We start from the raw sequence: 19,573 nt of genomic DNA on the forward strand, positions 1-19,573 counted from the left end.
GTAAGGCACAGGACTTTGACTCCTGCATTCGTTGGTTCGAATCCAACTAGCCCAGTTGAAGTTTTATATTATGGAGCATTAGCTCAGTCGGTAGAGCACTTGACTTTTAATCAAGTTGTCCGGGGTTCGAATCCCCGATGCTTCACTTGTAAAAAGCTTTTAATTTTTAAAATTAGAAGCTTTTTTCTTATACAAAAAACGGGAAATCAGTTTGACAATCCGATATTGCGAAGATAAACTTAATTTGAGGGATCACAGTGAGAGGATGAGGAAAATGGCTAAACAAAAGAAAATGGCGGTAGTGTGTTGCTGTATGCTGGTTTTTCTGGGTGGATGTGCAGACCAGAGTACGGGAGCAGAGAAAACAGATAGTCTCGTTCAGGAAGAGATGTATTCGATCAATGGACAGGATATACAGATCAGCCTTCCGGAAGAGTTTGTATGCACAGAGGAATCCGGAGATCAGATTATTTTTGAGGGCCAGGACGGAAAAGTAATGATTTCTTATCTCGAGGAGCCGGAGATACGCTCAGAAAAAATGCCTGATACAGAGGAGGAGTGTGTAGAGCTTCACGAAGATGTGATTGGAAATTATCAGTACCAGGTAGATGATTTTCAAGTATATCCGGATGAAGGGACATATCAGACGACTGTGCGTTATCAGGAGGAGGATCAGCAAAAGTATTTTATTGCGGCAGGGAATTTTGATATTGATAACGGCTATGTGATCACATCTGTGATATCATCTGGTACAATGGAAAGAATGGAAGAAATTCAGAATGCAGTTTACAATGTAAAGATATTCAGAAACTAGAAATGATATGGGGGTAGAATAACAATGGAACAAGTCATTTACAAGGATAGAAAAAATACGGATTGTGCAAAATGGGATGGATTGAAAGAAAAATTCGGACAAGATGATCTCTTGGCAATGTGGGTTGCGGATATGGATTTTGAAGTACCGGTTTGTGTAAAGAAAGCGCTGCAGAAATATGTAGAGGAAGGCGTGTACGGATATTATCAGGTTCCGGATTCTTATTATGAGGCATTTATGAACTGGGAAAAAACGAACCATGATTATGAGGTAAAGAAGGAGTGGATCCGATTTTCCCCAGGTGTTGTTCCGGCTATCAACTGGCTGATTCAGATTCTGACAAAGAAAGATGACAGTATTCTGATTATGCCTCCAGTCTATCATCCATTTCGCGAAGGAATTCTTGCAAATGAGAGAAGGAAAATCGACTGTCCTTTGTGGATAGACAACGGCATATACAAAATGGATGTGGAAAACTTTGAGAAAAAAATCGTGGAAGAGGATGTAAAGCTCTTTATTTTGTGTTCTCCGCACAATCCGGTAGGGCGTGTCTGGACAGAGGAAGAATTAAGAGCGGTGCTGGAAATCTGTAAGAAGTATCAGGTATATGTGATCGCGGATGAAATTCACCAGGACATTGTGACAGGAGAGAGAAAGAAAGTAACTGCAGCAACGGTCGGTAAATACGATGAGATTCTTGTAACACTGACAGCGGCCACAAAAACGTTCAATCTGGCAGGATGTTCCAATTCTTTCGTGATCATACCAAGTGAGAAGATACGGACACAGTATGATGAATTTCTAAATTCCATGCACATGCTCAGCGGAAATACATTTGGTTATATTGCTGTGCAGGCTGCCTATGAAGGGGGCAGAGAATGGCTTGATAAAGTGCGGACGATTATCAAAGGAAATTATGAGAGGATGAAGGAGCTTTTTTCAGAGAAACTGCCGGAAGCGATCGTGTATCCGATGGAAGGAACCTATCTTGCGTGGATTGATCTGGGAGCGTACATCAAGAAAGAGGACATGAAAGAGATCGTGCAGAATAAGGCAAAGATCGCAGTAGATTTCGGAGACTGGTTTGGAGGAGAAGAATATGCATCGTTTATCCGTCTGAATTTGGCCACTAGACTCGAAAATGTGGAAGAAACCGTAAATCGATTGGAAGCTGCCCTGAAATAGGGCAGTTTTTTATGGAAAAGGAAATATGGAAATGACATTATATAAGCTGCTGAGACAGTATGGAGATTCTGACTATTATGGTTTTCACATGCCTGGACATAAAAGAAACAAGAAGTTTATGGAAGAGGATCTGCCATATGAAATAGATATTACAGAGATTGAAGGATTTGATGATCTCCATCACTGCGAAGGGATCATAAAACAGGCACAGGATAGAGCTTCCAGACTTTATGGAGCGGAGGAAACACATTTTCTTGTCAACGGGAGTACGTCCGGTATTTTGAGCGCCATAGGAGGCTGCACGAACCGGGGAGATTCTATCTTGATTTCCAGACACTGCCACAAGTCAGTATATCATGCGGTGGAGCTGTTTGGATTGAAGCCATACTATGTTTATCCGGAAAAGAGAACAGAAGAGATGGAACGATCTGTGTTAAATGGGCAGATTTATGCGGATACAGTGGACAGGATGCTGAAAGAGCATCCGGAGATACGGGCGGTGATGATCGTATCCCCAACTTACGATGGAGTGATTTCGGATGTTAGGAAAATTGCAGAGACAGCACATCGTCACGGAATTCCTCTGATTGTCGATGAGGCACACGGAGCCCATTTTGGATTTTGCGGATATTTTTCGGAAAATGCGAATAGACTTGGAGCAGATGTAGTGATCCACAGCGTACATAAGACGCTTCCTGCGTTGACTCAGAGCGCACTTTTGCATATCAACGGAAAAAGAGCCGACAGAAATAAAATAAAAAAATATCTTCAAATGCTGCAGTCCAGCAGCCCTTCGTATATTTTGATGGCGGGGATCGATGCGTGCATGCAGATGTTGGAGAACAAAGGAAAGCAGGAGTTTGAACGGTATGCAGAAGACCTTCAGGAACTTAGACAGGCACTTGGCCAAATGAGAAGTTTAAAACTGGAGTGTATTCCACAGTATGATCGATCAAAGCTTGTGTTATCCACAGCGGGGACTGACATATCCAGTCGGGATCTGGAAAAAATACTCCGGGAGAAATTTCATCTCCAGATGGAGATGACAGCCGGAGATTATGTCCTGGCTATGACGTCGCTGGCAGATACGAAAGAAGGATTGGAAAGGCTTAAAAATGCGCTTTTGGATATTGATAAGGGATTGACAAAACTTCAGGGGACTAAAGAGTGGTATGATCTTCCGGAAATGGAGCGCATATTGCTCCCATGGGAAGCGTCGGAGATTCGTGACAGGGAATTTCTCCCTTTTGAAGAGTGTGAAGGAAAGATCTGCCTTGAATATGCATATTTGTATCCGCCAGGGAGTCCTATTGCGGTTCCAGGTGAGCGGATTTCCAAAGAAGCAAAGGACCTTTTGATAAGATACAGAAACAAAGGATTTTCCATCCAGGGAACTGAAGAGGAAAACAGGATCGGAGTGTGGATAAATGGGTAAAATTTTTTATCTGATGGGGAAAAGCTCCTCTGGAAAAGATACAATATTTCAGGAAATAAAAAAGAAGATGCCGATGCTTCGGACAGTTACGTTATATACGACACGTCCGATGCGCGAAGGAGAAAAAGAAGGGCGGGAGTATTTTTTTACAGATGAGGAGACACTAAGGATGTTTCTCGAGAGCGATAAGGTAATTGAACTCAGGGAATATCAAACGATTCATGGAATCTGGAAATACTTTACGGCAGATGACGGACAGATCTGTCTGGATGATTCAAACTATCTTATGATCGGTACGCTGGATTCTTATGGAAAAATGCGGGCGTATTTTGGAGAAGAAAAGATCATGCCAGTGTATGTGGAAGTGGAAGATGGGGAGCGTCTGATGCGGGCTCTCCAGAGAGAACGCATGCAGGAAGAGCCGAAATATGCAGAGATGTGCAGACGTTTTCTGGCAGATACAGAAGACTTCAGCGAAGAGAAAATCAGGAGATACCGGATATCCGCAAGATTTGAAAATACTTGTCTGGACCGGTGCCTGGAAGAAATAATGCTATATATTCGCAATAATATGTGATATACTTATATTGGATTAAATTTACCATAATCAGGTATTGAGATAGAAAGTAAAGAAGGTGAACATTATGGCAGGATTTAAAGATGTTATAGGGCGTAAGGATCTTGTTTCTTATATTCAGAATACAATACAGAACAACCAGGTGTCTCATGCATATATATTTAATGGCGAGCGTGGGGCTGGAAAGAAAATGTTTGCCCAGCTTTTCGCTATGACTCTGCAGTGCGAGAAGGGGACGACAGAGCCTTGTAATGAGTGCCATTCGTGTCGGCAGGCCTTGAGCGGGAATCATCCGGACATCATCCGGGTTACCCACGAGAAGCCGAACACCATCAGTGTGGAAGACGTGCGTGTACAGATCAACAATGATATCATGATCAAACCGTACAATGGAAAGTATAAAATCTATATTGTACCGGACGCAGACCTGATGACAGTACAGGCGCAGAATGCACTGCTTAAGACGATCGAAGAGCCGCCGGAGTATGCAGTCATCATTCTTCTCACAGAGAATGCAGAAAGCCTTCTTCCGACGATCTTGTCAAGGTGCGTGGTGTTAAAGATAAAAAATGTGAAGGATACACTGATCAAAAAATATCTTATGGAGCAGATGCAGATACCGGATTATCAGGCAGATATCTGTACTGCATTTGCCCAGGGAAATATCGGACGCGCCATCATGCTGGCCACATCAGAACATTTTAACGAAATCAAAGAAGAGACGATCCAGCTGATGAAGCACATCAAGGAAATGGAACTTACCGATTTGGTAGAAGCAGTCAAGAGACTGTCCGGATATAAGATCGAAGTTTCAGATATTTTGGACCTGATCAGTGTATGGTACAGGGACGTCCTCCTTTACAAAGCGACGAAGGACATTAATGGTGTGATCTTTTCCGATCAGATGAAATATATCAAGGAGCGGGCAAATACCAGCTCTTATGAAGGGATAGAGATCATACTGAAAGGGATCGAGACGGCGAAGACACGTCTGAAAGCCAATGTCAACTTTGACCTGGTAATGGAATTATTGTTACTGACTATAAAGGAGAACTAAGATATGACAAGAATTATTGGAGTTCGGTTCCGGCCGGCCGGAAAGATTTACTACTTTGCGCCGGGAAAATTCCATATCAAAAAAGGACAGCAGGTTATCGTAGAGACGGCAAGGGGAATCGAGTTCGGCAATGTTGTGATGGGGCCAAGGGAAGTGGAAGACGATAAGATCACACAGCCTTTGAAGTCCGTGATCCGCCTTGCCACAAATGAGGATAGAAAAATAGAAGAAAGAAACAGGGAAAAAGAAAAGGAAGCTTTCCAGATTTGCCTTGAAAAGATCCGAAAGCATAAGCTGGCCATGAAGCTGATCGACGCGGAGTATACGTTTGACAATAACAAAGTGCTCTTTTACTTTACAGCGGACGGAAGGATTGATTTTCGTGAATTGGTAAAAGATCTGGCAGCTGTATTCCGTACAAGGATTGAACTTCGGCAGATTGGTGTCAGAGATGAGACGAAGATCCGCGGAGGGATTGGTATTTGCGGCCGTGAATTATGCTGCCACACTTATCTGTCTGAATTTGCGCCTGTGTCCATCAAGATGGCAAAGGAACAGAATCTGTCCCTGAACCCGACAAAGATTTCCGGCGTCTGCGGAAGGCTGATGTGCTGTCTCACAAATGAGCAGGAGACTTACGAGCAGCTTAACAGCAAACTTCCATCGGTAGGAGATACGGTCACTACACCGGAAGGGTTAAAAGGAGAAGTACAGAGCTTAAGCGTACTCAGGCAGCTTGTTAAAGTCGTAGTGACACTTGAAAATGATGAAAAAGAGATACGGGAATATAAAGCATCGGAGCTGAAGTTCCGCCAAAAGAGAAAGAAAAATGACATGCGTCTCTCCAAAGAAGAGATGAAAGAACTGGCTGTGCTTGAGAAGAATGAAGGGGCGTCAAAAATTGAGTAGCGGATATCTGAAAGAGGGCGAAAGACTGGACGACCTCCAGGTAAATGGATACGAGATCATCCAGAATCCCGGAAAATTTTGTTTTGGCATGGATGCAGTGCTGCTTGCGAGTTTTGCCAAAGTAAAAAAGGGAGAAAAAGTGCTGGATCTTGGGACAGGCACTGGAATCATCCCGATCTTGATGACAGTAAAGACCGATGGAGAAGACTTTACAGGGTTGGAGATACAAGAGGAAAGTGCCGACATGGCGAGACGTAGTGTCAAGCACAATCATCTGGAGGACAAAGTCCATATAGAGACAGGCGATATCAAAGAAGCGGCAGAGATCTTTAAAGCTGCTTCTTTTGATGTGATCACGACAAATCCACCGTATATGATCGGGCAGCATGGTATTGCGAACGCCAACAGTGCAAAGGCAATTGCAAGGCACGAGGTGCTTTGCACGCTGGATGATATTCTCAGGGAAAGTGCAAAACTGCTGAAATTTCATGGAAGGTTCTATATGGTACACCGTCCGTTTCGTCTGGCAGAGATCTTTTCCAGGATGACGGCATACGGTATTGAACCCAAAAGGATGAAACTTGTCCATCCGTATGTTGACAAGGAACCGAACATGGTCCTGATCGAAGGAAGCAACAAAGGAAATTCCAGGATCAAAGTGGAGCCGCCGCTGATCGTCTATAAGAAGGATGGAAGTTATACCGAGGAACTTTTGACCCAGTACGGGATGGGAAAGGCTTTGTAAAGAAGGAGAAAACATGGCAGGAACATTATATTTATGTGCGACGCCGATAGGAAATCTGGAAGATATGACTTTCCGGGCAGTCAGGATATTAAAAGAAGCGGATTTGATCGCTGCGGAAGATACAAGGAACAGTGTCAAGCTTCTGAATCATTTTGAAATACGGACACCCATGACAAGCTACCATGAATATAATAAGATTGAAAAAGGGAAAAAACTGGTGGAGAAGCTGAAGGAGGGAGCAGATATAGCCCTGATCACAGACGCGGGGACACCGGGAATCTCGGACCCAGGGGAAGAATTGGTAAAGATGTGTCTGGAGGAAGGAATCTCTGTCACATCGGTGCCGGGTGCATGTGCATGTATCACAGCTCTGACTATATCTGGGCTTCCTACAAGGCGCTTTGCATTTGAGGCATTTCTCCCACCGGACAAAAAAGAGAGAACCCGTATACTTGAGGAGATGAAAAAGGAAACAAGGACAATGATCCTTTACGAGGCTCCTCACAGGCTTGTGAAAACACTGGCGGAACTCATGGACAGTCTTGGCAACCGGAGGGCAGCAGTCTGCCGGGAGCTTACAAAAAAGCACGAGACAGTGTTTAATACTACCTTAAGTGAAGCGAAAACCTACTATGAGTCACATCAGCCGAAAGGGGAATGTGTGATCATCCTGGAAGGGAAAAGTCCTAATGAGATACGCCAGGAAGAACAGGCACGCTGGCAGGAGATGACGCTAGAGGAGCATATGGAATACTATCTCTCACAGGGAATCGACAAAAAAGAAGCGATGAAGAGAGCGGCAAAAGATCGTGGCGTCAGCAAACGTGAGATTTACCAGATGCTTCTGGAAAAATAAAAAACGGATTAGTCACCTTGTACAGAATCCCGAAAAATGTTTGTGCAATCATGCACTAGCGTTTTTCGGGAATTTTTTTTATACTATTTACATCGAGAAAACGGTAGTAATTTTTAGGAGGAAGCACCAATGGCAAGTTTATCATTGAAACATATCAATAAAGTTTATCCGAATGGATTCGAAGCCGTAAAAGATTTCAACCTTGAAATCGAAGACAAAGAATTCATCATTTTCGTAGGACCTTCAGGATGTGGTAAATCCACAACACTTCGTATGGTTGCAGGTCTGGAAGAGATTTCTTCCGGAGAACTGAAAATCGGAGATAAAGTTGTAAACGATGTAGAACCGAAAGACAGAGATATCGCGATGGTATTCCAGAACTATGCTCTGTATCCGCATATGACAGTATATGACAACATGGCATTCGGACTTAAATTGAGAAAAGTTCCGAAACCGGAAATTGACAAGATGGTTCGTGAAGCAGCAAAAATCCTTGACCTGGAAAAACTGCTTGACCGTAAACCGAAGGCTCTTTCAGGTGGACAGAGACAGCGTGTTGCTATGGGACGTGCGATCGTTCGTAACCCGAAAGTATTCCTTATGGACGAACCTCTTTCCAACTTGGATGCAAAACTGAGAGGTCAGATGCGTATCGAGATCTCTAAACTGCATCAGAGATTAGGTACAACAATTATCTACGTAACACATGACCAGACAGAAGCTATGACACTTGGTACAAGAATCGTAGTTATGAATGCTGGTGTTGTTCAGCAGGTAGATACTCCAAGAAAACTGTATGATGAACCGTGCAACCTGTTCGTAGCAGGATTCATCGGATCTCCGCAGATGAACTTCCTTGATGCAAAATGTGAAGTATCCGGAGATAAAGTATTACTTAACGTTGGACCAGCTAAGATCGAACTTCCTCCGGCAAAAGCAAAGAAACTCATCGAGGGAGGATACGCTGGAAAGACAGTTGTACTTGGTATTCGTCCGGAAGACGTACATGATGAACCGATGTTCATCACAGCTTCTCCGAACACAGTGATCGAAGCTACAATCCGTGTATACGAAATGCTCGGTGCAGAAGTTTACTTACACTTTGATTACGAAGGAGCAAACATGACAGCTCGTGTGGATCCTAGAACAACAGCAAGAACAGGCGACACAGTGAAGTTTGCATTCGATGCTGAAAAGATTCATGTCTTTGATAAAGAAACAGAAATGACAATCACAAACTAATTGGCATTAGTCCATTTCAGGAGCGCTTTTTAGCGCTCCTTTTATTTTATTTATCTCTTATCAGGGGTTGACTTTTTGGAAAAAAATAGGTATAGTGTAATTTAGTAAAAGGGAGTAACCGACGGCATTATACCAGTCGTTACAGGTTCGTCAGTACGGCAGAATATTCTGCCCGGATCGAGTATGAAACGGTGAGACTTTTACTGCATGTTGTAATGCAGTAAAGGTCTTTTTCTATTGTCCGATGCATTACAAAGCAGGAAACTGTGAACCCTATTACAAGAAACAAGGAGGAAAAAAATGAAACAGTATTATCAGATGGAGACGGATGAGGTCAAAAAACAGGTAAACGGTTCATTGGAGCCGCTTACAGACGCAGAAATCCGTGCACACCAGGAGAAGTACGGACCGAATGAACTTCAGGAAGAGAAGAAGAAAAGCGTGGCTATGATTTTCCTGGAACAGTACAAAGATTTTCTCGTCATCATACTGATTGTTTCTGCTATTATTTCTGGATTTATGGGCGATATGGAGAGTGCGATCGTTATTTTGATCGTTATCACGATCAATGCCATCCTCGGAACAGTCCAGACGATCAAGGCAGAAAAATCATTGAACAGCTTGAAAAAATTATCCGGACCGGAAGCAAAGGTTCTGAGAAATGGAGCAGTAACCCATATTCCATCCAGAGAAGTAACAGTTGGAGATATTGTTTTCCTGGAAGCGGGAGATTTGGTGCCTGCAGATGGTAGGATCATCGATCAGGCCAGCTTGAAAATTGATGAGAGTGCTCTTACCGGAGAAAGTATTCCGGTTGAGAAGAGTACAGACGTCATCGAAGGGGAGACTTCTCTTGGGGATCGTGTAAATATGGCTTATTCCGGAAGCTTTGTTACTTATGGACGCGGAACCGTTTTTGTGACGGGAACCGGTATGGAAACGGAAGTAGGAAAGATTGCATCCTTGTTGAAGACAACATCGGAGAAGAAGACACCTTTACAGGTAAATCTGGATCAGTTTGGACAGAAGCTGTCCATTATCATCCTGATTTTCTGTGCGTTCCTGATGGTTATCAATATCGTAAGGGGCGGATCGTTCGGAGATGCATTCCTGTTTGCTGTAGCGCTCGCAGTCGCAGCGATTCCGGAAGCGCTGAGTTCTATCGTGACGATCGTACTTTCTTTTGGTACACAGAAGATGGCAAAAGAACATGCTATCATCCGGAAACTGCAGGCAGTGGAAGGTTTAGGAAGTGTTTCAGTTATCTGTTCTGATAAGACAGGAACATTGACACAGAACAAAATGACAGTAGAAGCATGCTATATTCCTGGAAAAAGCATGGAGAAAGCTCATATCGACACAGATGATGGGGATGTACAGCTTCTCATGAAATCAAGTGTACTCTGCAGCGATGCCAAAATTGTGAATGGAGAAGAAATAGGAGATCCGACAGAGACAGCGCTTGTAAGCTTTGTTTCTGATTTTCAGATGGATGCGGAAAAAATCAGGGAGGAACATGAACGGCGTTCAGAAGTTCCTTTCGACAGTGACCGAAAATTGATGTCCACAGTCCATGAAATGGAAGATGGAGTGATCATGATCGTCAAAGGTGCGGTTGATGTAATCTCTGGAAGAATGGAAAGTATCCGTAAAAATGGAAAAGAAGTAAAAATTACAGATGAAGACCGTAAGGAGATTGCGGAGGCGAACCAAGCATTCTCAAGACAAGGGCTTCGTGTACTGGGATTTGCATATAAAAAATTGGATCAGGTAAAGGGAATAACGGAAAAAGATGAAACAGATCTTACCTTCCTTGGATTGATTGCAATGATGGACCCGCCGCGTGTGGAATCCAAAGATGCGGTTGCTGAGTGTATCCGCGCAGGTATCAAACCAGTCATGATCACTGGAGACCACAAGGTTACAGCAGCGGCTATCGCAAAGAGAATTGGTATTTTGAAGGATGAGTCCGAGGCATGTGAAGGTGCAGTGATCGAAAATCTTTCCGATGAAGAACTGAAAGATTTCGTGGAAAAGATTTCCGTGTATGCCCGTGTGTCACCGGAACACAAGATCCGTATCGTTAAGGCATGGCAGGAAAAAGGAAATATCGTATCAATGACAGGGGATGGTGTCAACGATGCACCTGCTCTGAAACAGGCAGACGTCGGAGTTGCAATGGGAATTACCGGAAGCGAGGTAGCGAAAGATGCGGCTTCCATGGTACTCACGGACGATAACTTTGCGACAATCGTAAAAGCGGTAGAGAATGGACGAAATGTATACAGAAACATCAAAAGTTCCATTCAGTTCTTACTGTCCGGCAACTTTGGTGCAATCCTGGCTGTCCTGTATGCTTCTATCGCAGGACTTCCGGTACCGTTTGCACCAGTGCATTTGCTTTTTATCAACCTTCTCACGGACAGCCTTCCGGCTATCGCACTTGGTCTGGAGCCGCACCGTTCCGATGTTATGGATGAAAAGCCTAGAAGAAAAGATGAGTCCATTTTGACAAAAGATTTCCTTGTAAAGATCGGGACAGAAGGTCTCTCCATCGGTATCATGACAATGATCGGATTTATGATCGGATATACGAGTGAAGGAGCGCTTCTGGGAAGTACGATGGCTTTTGGAACACTATGTCTGTCACGACTGGTACATGGTTACAACTGCAAGTCAGATAAACCGATGTTGTTCCACAAAGGATTTTTCAACAATATTTATCTTCAGGGCGCATTTATGATCGGTTTTGTCCTGATTACAGCGGTTCTTACAGTGCCGTTTTTACAGTCTGTATTTAGTGTTGTAACATTAAGCATGTCTCAGCTATTAACAGTATATGGACTGGCACTTTTGAACTTGCCGGTCATCCAGTGTCTGAAAGCAATCCGCGCCAGACTCAAATAAAGGGGAGATTCTATGGAATTAAATCATGAGAACATGAAAAAGATCAGACAGCTCATCGTATTTACAGCACTGCTCATCGTATGTTTGTGGCAGTATTCGATTGTATTTGATGCGTTCAGATTCGTGTTTGGCGTATTGTTTCCGTTTATTCTTGGCGGTGCGATCGCTTTTGTCGTCAATGTGCCGATGCATTTTATTGAGGAAAAGCTGTTCAATGATGCAAGAAAAGGGAGATCCAAAGCAGCAAGAAAGCTTGCGAGACCAGTAAGTTTTATATTGACTCTTATGCTGGTAATCGGAGTCATTATGGTGGTAGCGTTTGTAGTAATACCACAGCTTACTGGAACTTTCGTAAGACTTGGGGCAAGCATTCAGGCATTTATTCCGAAAGTACAGGAATGGGCAAATAATTTCTTCCACGATAATAAAGAAATCATGTCTTACGTCAACCAGCTTGAGTTCAAATGGGACAAGATTTTCGAAGTGATCATGAACTGGTTCACAAGCGGAGCCGGAAGCATACTGGAATCCGGTGTGGCGGCTGCGAAAAATATTGTAAGCGGATTTGCAACCTTCTTTATCGCATTTGTGTTTGCCTGCTACATTCTTCTCCAAAAAGAAAAGCTGAAAGTACAGGCAAAGAAGGTATTGTATGCCTTTGTGAGAAAAGGAAGAGCGGAGGCGGCTGAGGAAGTATTTTCTCTGACGTACCGGACTTTCTCCAGTTTCCTCGCAGGACAGTGTCTGGAAGCTGTTATACTGGGAACGATGTTCGTGATCGCCATGTCTATCTTTAAAATGCCGTATGCGCTTTTGATCGGTATTTTGATCGCCTTTACAGCGCTGATCCCGATCTTTGGGGCATTTATCGGCTGTGCGATCGGAGCATTCCTGATCTTCATGGTAGATCCGATAAAAGCATTCTGGTTTATCATCATGTTCCTTGTTCTCCAGCAGATAGAAGGGAACCTGATCTATCCGCACGTGGTAGGGGGAGCTGTCAGGCTTCCGTCTATCTGGGTGCTGGCAGCAGTGAGTATCGGCGGAAGTCTCATGGGAGTTGTGGGCATGTTGGTATTCATACCGATTGTTTCGGTTCTCTATGCATTGTTCCGTGAGATCGTTTATCTGAAGTTAAAACAAAATCATATTACGGAAGAAGATATATCGTAAGGAACAAATTTCATAATTCGACAAAAGGAACCATTTACCTCCTGTTTCATAGCCTGATAGTGAGGAAGACAAATTTCTTCTTATCAGTAAAACAGGAGGTAATATTATGGGTATTACAAATTCTAACAAAGAGATCAATGTCTCGCAGGTTAACTGTGACGGAACGTTCAAAGTGACTCTGGCCCTTGCGGCATCTCCGGATATCTCCGAAAATCCGACAGATATCGTCCTCATTCTGGACCGTTCTGGAAGTATGACAGGAAGTCCCCTTACAAACTTGAAATTAGGGGCAGAAACATTTATCGATATTATTGATGAAGCTACCGATGGTACACAGGATGGACAGATTGGATCAGGAAGCCATATCGGTATCGTAAGTTTTTCCAGCAGTGCTGTAGCCGATACACAGCTTATCACTTCCGTAGCAGATTTAAAAGCTGCTGTAAATGCGTTGTCTGCAGGAGGTTCCACAAACCATGCGGATGCTTTTTCTACTGCGGCGGCATTGTTTGATCCAACATCCACAAATGCAAAAGTAATTGTCATGTTTACGGACGGAAAGACAACATCAGGACTTCCGCCGGCTCCGATTGCAGCGGCTATCAGAGCTTCCGGTATTGTCATTTACTGTATTGGTCTTGTAGGAGACGATGGGATCGATGTGAATGTTCTCAATGACTGGGCGACAGATCCGGATTCGTCGCATGTAGCAGTCACTCCGGATGATGCCCAACTGGAAGATTTGTTTGCCGACCTGGTAGCTAATATTTCAAAACCAGGAGCTACCAATATCGTGATCGATGAAACGGTAAATCCGGACTTTACAATTATCAGTGTCAACATGCCGACAAAGGGAACGGCCATGACAATCAATGCGCATTCATTGCAGTGGAAGATTCCGGAGTTAGGAGTTAGTGGAAATGAGGGAGCGTCTCTTGAATTTTATGTCAAACATACTGGCCAGATGTCGGGAAACCTTCCTGTCAATCAGTCTATCTCTTATGTAGACACAGAAGGCAACGCAGTAACTTTCCCGAACCCATCTGTGCAGGTAGATTGCGGCATTATCGTAGATCCGGAACCTTGTCCGATACCGGTAGATTTGAAATTGGAAAAATGTCAGGATTCTCTTATAGTAGACTTAGGGGATGTATATTTGGAATCGCTTGGCCGTATTGTACAGATTAACCTGACAGTTAAGAATGTATGTCCGCATAAGAGGGTTGCGCTTGGAGTCATTTTGACGGAAGAAGATAAGAAACACATGGAACATCAGAGAGGTATGAAAGCGATCACAATACCTGCGCACAATTATCCAAACTGTAGGGATGTGCAGGTAAAATGCATTAAATTTGTTCTTCCGGAGGACTTAAATGTATCAGGTGGTTCGGGCCAGTCATTGTGCAGCGAACGGAACCTGCGTGTGCGAGTGATAGCTAACTATATCGACACAGATTTCAGGTGTTGTGATTCCACTGTTGTGTTCTGAAAATAATGCAAGAGAGTTTTGGTAAAGTAAGAAATAGAGAGAGAATGACATATTGACGTTTGAACCTTGCATACAATAAGAAAAAAGCAGGGAGAACAGAAGATATGATGAATGTTTTGTGGGCGGGGATGATCCTTGTGGGAATCATTTTCGCCTCTTTTACAGGAAGGATACCGGATATTACTGAGGCGGCGCTGGATTCTGCCAAAGAGGCGGTTACGCTTTGCATCACGATGGTTGGGATCATGTCCTTCTGGACCGGTCTTATGGAGATCGCATCCCGAGCGGGGATGATAGAGCACGCATCCAGAGGGCTGAAACCATTTATAAAATTTTTGTTTCCTCAGATTCCAAAGGGACATAAGGCGGGAGAGCACATCACGACGAACATCATCGCCAATGTTCTGGGTCTTGGCTGGGCTGCCACGCCGGCCGGCCTGAAAGCAATGGAGGAGCTTTCGAAGCTGGAGGAGGACAGAAGAGCCGGCAGGGCTTTGGGACCGATCAGAAAACAGGGGATAGCCAGCAACGAGATGTGCAATTTCCTGATCCTGAATATCTCATCCTTACAGCTGATTCCGGTCAATGTCATTGCATTCCGGAGTCAATACGGGAGCGTGGACCCTGCGGCAATTGTGGGAGCAGGGATTGTGGCAACGACAATCAGTACGGCAGCAGGGATCCTGTTCTGCAAGATCATGGATCGGAAGAAGACCCGGAGGGCGTAGTGCTTTCCGGGTCTTTGATATGTTTTTTAGTAATATTATGTGATATGATGATATATAAGATAAAGTTAACCGTCAATATAGTGCACGCTGAGACAGAATGTCTTTTGAGCCGCAAAAAGCCTGACAGTTATATTCATGCTGATGTGGAGTTTGAGGATGGAGAAGGAAAAGGAGCGATATGAGCGGAGAAAGATGGAAGCAGGACATCCTGCAGAGAATTGGCGATTTTAAATTGACTGAGATTGGCGTTTTTTATCCGACTCTGAATGGCGAAAATCGCCCGACGCTAACACCAGAATGATGGACATCATATCCCTCATAATAGAATGTACATCCGTCCCGTCTTTGACCTTCACATTGTTTTCCTTCAAGTAGTTGCCCATCATTTCACGAAGGGCTGCTTTTTGTGGGGAATCCTTTTTCCTTGCCATAAAATAAACCTCCAAACTGGTAAGTCTATCTTACATCAGTTTGAAGGTTTACACAAACTTTGGGATACTCCCTAATATGCTTCGACAAATATTATAAGCGATTTTGCTTAGAATTTCAAGATACCAAGCAAAGCTTCCCATCTCTCCACCAAGCAAAGCTTCCCATCTCTCCGCAAAATTTATTTGCGAATGGTCACAATTAAGTCCTTAACATCTATTAAGATTTCCTGTTTGCATTTTGGGCAGTAAAGAGGAAAATTTTTGATTTCCATATCCTTTCTTATTTTAACACGAGTTTTATTTTGGCATATATGACACAACAACCACTGTATATTTTCAGCCATAATTTTATTTACCTATCTTGTTCTAATATCAATGACAATTTTAAGGAAATATTGCCCTTATCTCGTCAACCTATTGAACTTCCAATTAAGAACAATCAAACCGAGGATAAGTATTAGCGGAAATGCAGTTGCAACAAGTAGCCCTATTTTAAGATTACCACCAGCCATATCGGAAATGCTGCCGACCATTGCAGGGCTTACGGTCGCACCTAAATCTCCAGCCAAAGCTAAAAGTGCGAACATAGCGGTACCGCCTCTTGGGCACTTCTGGGAAGAAATGCTGATAGTGCCCGGCCACATAATGCCAACCGAAATGCCGCAAAATGCACAGCCTGCCAGCCCAATAGTCGGTAAAGAGGACAGAGATGCCATCAAGTAGCAGATCACACATAACATGCCGCACGCCAACATAGTCCTGGTCAAGTCCAGCTTCTCACTCATTTTTCCATATAGAGTTCGGGATATTCCCATAAACACTGCAAATAAGCAGGGACCTGCCAGATCACCCACAGTTTTAGAAACACCCATTGCCGACTCTGTGAATGCGGATGCCCATTGCGCCATAGCTGCTTCGGATGCACCGGAGCATACCATAAGCAGTATCAGCAACCAAAACAGTGGTAATCTATGTAGCTGACTGAGACGCATACTCTCGCCATCATCTATCAACCGTTCAATAGGACAGGTAATAAAATTGAAAGCATTATATAACGGCACCACTGCCCAAATCAATGTAAGTATTTTCCAGTTTGCTACGCCAAATACTGTAAAAAAGAGCGTCGAGCCCAAAATCACACCCACTGCACCCCAACAGTAAAAAGAGTGCAACAAACTCATCATACCTTCTTTATTTTCAAAGGGGCAGGCTTCGACAATAGGACTTACTAATACTTCAATAAGACCACTACCCATAGCATAAAGTACTACTGCAATTAAAATTCCTAAAAATGGGCCAGGAAGTAGTTCCGGCAGAATAGCCAGTAAAACAAGACCTACCGCAGACAGCACCTGCGATGATACTACGCAGATGCGGTATCCTATTTTATCCACAAATTTAGTGGCTGCAAAATCAATTAGAAATTGTGTTAAATAGAATGTAAGCGGAATCAGCGCAATCTTTTCCAGTCCAATCCCATAGGTATTCTTGAATGTTAAAAACAAGAGTGGTGTGAAGTTCGCAGATATAGCTTGGGTAACAAAGCCGAGATAGCAAGCTATAAGAGTTTTTTTGTAGTTCTTTTGCCTGGTCATGACTACTCCTTTATGGTTAATGTAATATTATACTTGAATTGATTATATCATCATAATCAAGCTTAATAAAGACACAGAAAACCCAAATATAAGCACTATTTACCCAAAGTGCGGGTTTGACTGGGTGTATATCCATAGGTTTGCTTAAATTGGCGGCTGAAATAATTTACAGAATTAAAGCCGCAGGAATAGCTGATCTCCCGAAGTGTCAGCGTCACATCATTAAGCATACTGTGTGCAATTTGAAGCCGGTATTGAATAAGTGCGTCCATAGGTGAACATCCCATATATGTGTTAAAACAACGACCTGCTTCGCTGCGACTGATATTGGCAGAATCGGCAATATCTTCGAGTGTGACAGCTTCAGCATAATGCTCGTAGATATATGAGAGCATCTTTTGGATGCGTATTTGGGCATTGATTTGTATGCGTGTAGTTTCGAATTTAGGCAAATCTTCAAAATTCGAGAATATATATTCAAATATACCGCTAAGTTCACGTTGAACAGCCATTTCGTAACATTGGCTTTGTTCATACATCTGACAGTAAATATTTTTCACTGAACAATTTACCTCGTTATGCCAACCATTTTTATGTTTAAACACGATAAAAGGTAATGTATCACAGCAAGCTATGGGATGAATATATTTTTTGTAGATTGCACTGGTTTCAGGTGCAATCACAGCACCGGAAAAGACGATGTTTGGCATCGGATCAGGAACATCGCCGGACAACTGCTTTATTCCATGCAGCATATTTCTGTTAACAAATATGCTGTCACCTACCTCCAGTATGATGTGTTGCCTGCCAACTTGAAAGTCCAAGACACCACTTACCGCAGTGGCAATTTCAAAGTCATGATGCCAGTGTAAAGGACCAGCCCAGTTTGGCAGTGTGGCCAGTTCATCATGAAAATAGGAGATAGGAAAGACTGTACCGTCATGCGGTATTTGTTCTCATAGTTGATGATCAAGTATTATCGGCATTATTCGTCACTCCAAGGTAAAGGGTTGCTATTTGTTCCTAAATATATATTGTACCAAGTCGCTGGCGCGACGGCTAGTGCAAGGTACATAATTCCGCTACTTTTTCAAAAAAAATAGCAGTTTTTGTATTTATGTTGTATTGTTGAGTTACCACACTTAACATTTGACATATACACAAGAACTGCTATGATTAGTTTAACATGGATTTTTAAACTCAACAACCTCATATCTTATCTTTTTCCAAGATCACCCCCTTGAAAGAACTTTCTCTCATTTATTAAATTACATTCTTTCAAGGAGGTTCCGTCATGGACTATTTAAATGTTTACCGGGAGATGATCTCCCTTCGTGGTCTTACTGACCACACTGTAAAATCTTATTCTACTTACATCCGTTCTTACCTGGATTACCTTCACACGCTTCTTCACAAACAGCCGGAAGACGTTTCCTGGGATGAACTCAGGGATTTTATCCGCTGGCTTCAGAAAGAGCGGGCCCTTTCTGACCGTACAATCAACCACTGTATCTCACAGCTCCGCTTCTTTACCATGTATGTCCTGCACAAACCTTGGGATCCGACCCAGCTTCCTATGCGGAAATTCGATTCCTTTCTTCCCTTTGTCCCCACTCAGAAGGAAGCGGAACTTTTTATCTCTACGCTTTCAGACCTGAAGCCCAAAGCTATGGTTGCTCTCATGTATTCTGCCGGTCTCAGGGTTGGGGAAGTCTGCAGTCTCCGTTACCGTGATATCCAACGGAAAAATATGCGGATCCATATCGCACATTCAAAAAACCGTTCAGACCGCTATGCCGTCCTTTCTCAAAAAGCGCTGGATTGAAGCGAGTATGACGAGATCAGAGACAATATGCTTGGCTGGGATATTACAGATTATGGACTCGGGAAATGGAACGAAGTTGGATTTGCGCTGATCACACTTCGCAACGGAAACCAGAAAAATCCGGAAAAGTATAAGAAAGTATATGCAGAAAAGCTTCTGATGCTGAAAGAAGGACAGCATTCTCCGATGCATTTCCACTGGAACAAATCAGAGGATATCATCAATCGAGGCGGAGGAACTTTGATCATCCATCTGTACAACGATAACGGAGAAGGGGAACTGGATGATACAGATGTACTGGTCCATTCAGACGGACGGGAATACTATGTAAAGGCCGGGACAGGAGTCGAGCTCCAGCCAGGAGAAAGTATTACACTCTGGCCGCACCAGTATCATGATTTCGATGTAAAAACCGGAACCGGAGATGTTCTGATCGGCGAGGTTTCCATGTGCAACGATGATACAACGGACAATCGGTTCTATGAAGAAGTAGGACGATTTCCGGAAATCGAAGAAGACGAAGAGCCATATAGACTTTTGTGCAACGAATACCCTCGCGGTTAAAAAACTGATTATAAAACGCCCCACATTCTTTTGCTGAGCAA

18 protein-coding genes, 1 tRNA gene and 1 pseudogene are annotated in these 19,573 nt (G+C 43.4%); 16 read left to right on the top strand and 4 right to left on the bottom strand.

Annotated elements, in window-relative coordinates:
* Positions 1-72: 72 nt before the first annotated feature.
* The 14 genes from ACLROL_RS01450 to ACLROL_RS01515 all read left to right on the top strand — a co-directional run bounded on the left by ACLROL_RS01450 (position 73) and on the right by ACLROL_RS01515 (position 15,117).
* Positions 73-145 (top strand) — tRNA-Lys (locus ACLROL_RS01450).
* Between the two features lie 129 nt (positions 146-274).
* Positions 275-814: a hypothetical protein gene (locus ACLROL_RS01455; RefSeq protein ID WP_413067211.1), complete on the top strand. Its 540-nt coding sequence runs from the start codon at positions 275-277 to the stop codon at positions 812-814.
* Positions 815-838: 24 nt separating this feature from the next.
* The gene (locus ACLROL_RS01460) at positions 839-1,999 is read left to right on the top strand and encodes a MalY/PatB family protein (protein WP_087203403.1); all 1,161 of its coding nucleotides are present in this window, start codon (positions 839-841) and stop codon (positions 1,997-1,999) included.
* A gap of 31 nt (positions 2,000-2,030) precedes the next feature.
* Positions 2,031-3,434 (top strand): aminotransferase class I/II-fold pyridoxal phosphate-dependent enzyme, encoded by a 1,404-nt coding sequence (locus ACLROL_RS01465; protein ID WP_413067212.1) that lies wholly within the window; start codon positions 2,031-2,033, stop codon positions 3,432-3,434.
* Positions 3,427-4,011: a guanylate kinase gene (locus ACLROL_RS01470; protein ID WP_221920351.1), complete on the top strand. Its 585-nt coding sequence runs from the start codon at positions 3,427-3,429 to the stop codon at positions 4,009-4,011. The genes ACLROL_RS01465 and ACLROL_RS01470 overlap by 8 nt, the downstream gene beginning before the upstream one ends.
* A gap of 67 nt (positions 4,012-4,078) precedes the next feature.
* Entirely contained in the window at positions 4,079-5,068 is a 990-nt protein-coding gene (gene holB / locus ACLROL_RS01475; RefSeq protein WP_087203400.1) for a DNA polymerase III subunit delta', read from the top strand.
* Positions 5,069-5,071: 3 nt separating this feature from the next.
* Positions 5,072-5,977: a stage 0 sporulation family protein gene (locus ACLROL_RS01480; RefSeq protein ID WP_087203399.1), complete on the top strand. Its 906-nt coding sequence runs from the start codon at positions 5,072-5,074 to the stop codon at positions 5,975-5,977.
* Positions 5,970-6,722: a tRNA1(Val) (adenine(37)-N6)-methyltransferase gene (locus ACLROL_RS01485; RefSeq protein WP_330620521.1), complete on the top strand. Its 753-nt coding sequence runs from the start codon at positions 5,970-5,972 to the stop codon at positions 6,720-6,722. Before ACLROL_RS01480 ends, ACLROL_RS01485 begins: the two co-directional genes overlap by 8 nt.
* A 13-nt stretch (positions 6,723-6,735) precedes the next feature.
* A complete protein-coding gene (rsmI, locus tag ACLROL_RS01490; protein ID WP_087203397.1) occupies positions 6,736-7,578 on the top strand; it encodes a 16S rRNA (cytidine(1402)-2'-O)-methyltransferase in 843 nt (280 codons plus the stop codon).
* Positions 7,579-7,707: 129 nt separating this feature from the next.
* Positions 7,708-8,820, top strand: coding sequence for an ABC transporter ATP-binding protein (locus ACLROL_RS01495; protein WP_087203396.1), 1,113 nt, complete (start codon positions 7,708-7,710; stop codon positions 8,818-8,820).
* A 300-nt stretch (positions 8,821-9,120) separates the two neighbouring features.
* On the top strand, positions 9,121-11,727 hold the full coding sequence (locus tag ACLROL_RS01500; RefSeq protein ID WP_413067213.1) for a calcium-translocating P-type ATPase, PMCA-type: 2,607 nt from the start codon (positions 9,121-9,123) through the stop codon (positions 11,725-11,727).
* A gap of 12 nt (positions 11,728-11,739) precedes the next feature.
* Positions 11,740-12,900, top strand: a complete 1,161-nt coding sequence (locus ACLROL_RS01505) for an AI-2E family transporter (protein ID WP_087203394.1) — start codon at positions 11,740-11,742, stop codon at positions 12,898-12,900.
* A 106-nt stretch (positions 12,901-13,006) separates the two neighbouring features.
* Positions 13,007-14,389: a VWA domain-containing protein gene (locus ACLROL_RS01510; RefSeq protein WP_413067214.1), complete on the top strand. Its 1,383-nt coding sequence runs from the start codon at positions 13,007-13,009 to the stop codon at positions 14,387-14,389.
* 104 nt (positions 14,390-14,493) lie between these two features.
* Positions 14,494-15,117: a nucleoside recognition protein gene (locus tag ACLROL_RS01515; RefSeq protein ID WP_288723971.1), complete on the top strand. Its 624-nt coding sequence runs from the start codon at positions 14,494-14,496 to the stop codon at positions 15,115-15,117.
* 227 nt (positions 15,118-15,344) lie between these two features.
* On the opposite strand, the gene ACLROL_RS01520 is transcribed toward ACLROL_RS01515, so the two are convergent.
* The 4 genes from ACLROL_RS01520 to ACLROL_RS01535 all read right to left on the bottom strand — a co-directional run bounded on the left by ACLROL_RS01520 (position 15,345) and on the right by ACLROL_RS01535 (position 18,093).
* Positions 15,345-15,548 carry a hypothetical protein gene (locus ACLROL_RS01520; protein ID WP_413067215.1) on the bottom strand — a complete coding sequence of 68 codons (204 nt, stop codon included), beginning with the start codon at positions 15,546-15,548 and terminating at the stop codon, positions 15,345-15,347.
* Positions 15,549-15,727: 179 nt separating this feature from the next.
* Positions 15,728-15,892: a cysteine-rich KTR domain-containing protein gene (locus ACLROL_RS01525; protein ID WP_087203388.1), complete on the bottom strand. Its 165-nt coding sequence runs from the start codon at positions 15,890-15,892 to the stop codon at positions 15,728-15,730.
* 57 nt (positions 15,893-15,949) lie between these two features.
* Positions 15,950-17,143 (bottom strand): MFS transporter, encoded by a 1,194-nt coding sequence (locus tag ACLROL_RS01530; protein ID WP_413067216.1) that lies wholly within the window; start codon positions 17,141-17,143, stop codon positions 15,950-15,952.
* 95 nt (positions 17,144-17,238) lie between these two features.
* Entirely contained in the window at positions 17,239-18,093 is an 855-nt protein-coding gene (locus ACLROL_RS01535) for an AraC family transcriptional regulator (protein WP_413067257.1), read from the bottom strand.
* Positions 18,094-18,437: 344 nt separating this feature from the next.
* Here ACLROL_RS01535 and ACLROL_RS01540 point away from each other — a divergent pair, with 344 nt between their 5' ends.
* On the top strand, positions 18,438-18,968 hold the full coding sequence (locus tag ACLROL_RS01540) for a tyrosine-type recombinase/integrase (protein ID WP_413067217.1): 531 nt from the start codon (positions 18,438-18,440) through the stop codon (positions 18,966-18,968).
* Between the two features lie 3 nt (positions 18,969-18,971).
* Positions 18,972-19,532: pseudogene (locus ACLROL_RS01545) on the top strand (D-lyxose/D-mannose family sugar isomerase); the annotation flags it as partial.
* Positions 19,533-19,573: the final 41 nt, after the last annotated feature.

It is taken from the genome of Sellimonas sp. (assembly GCF_047234585.1).
GTDB classification, from domain to species: domain Bacteria; phylum Bacillota; class Clostridia; order Lachnospirales; family Lachnospiraceae; genus Sellimonas; species Sellimonas caecigallum.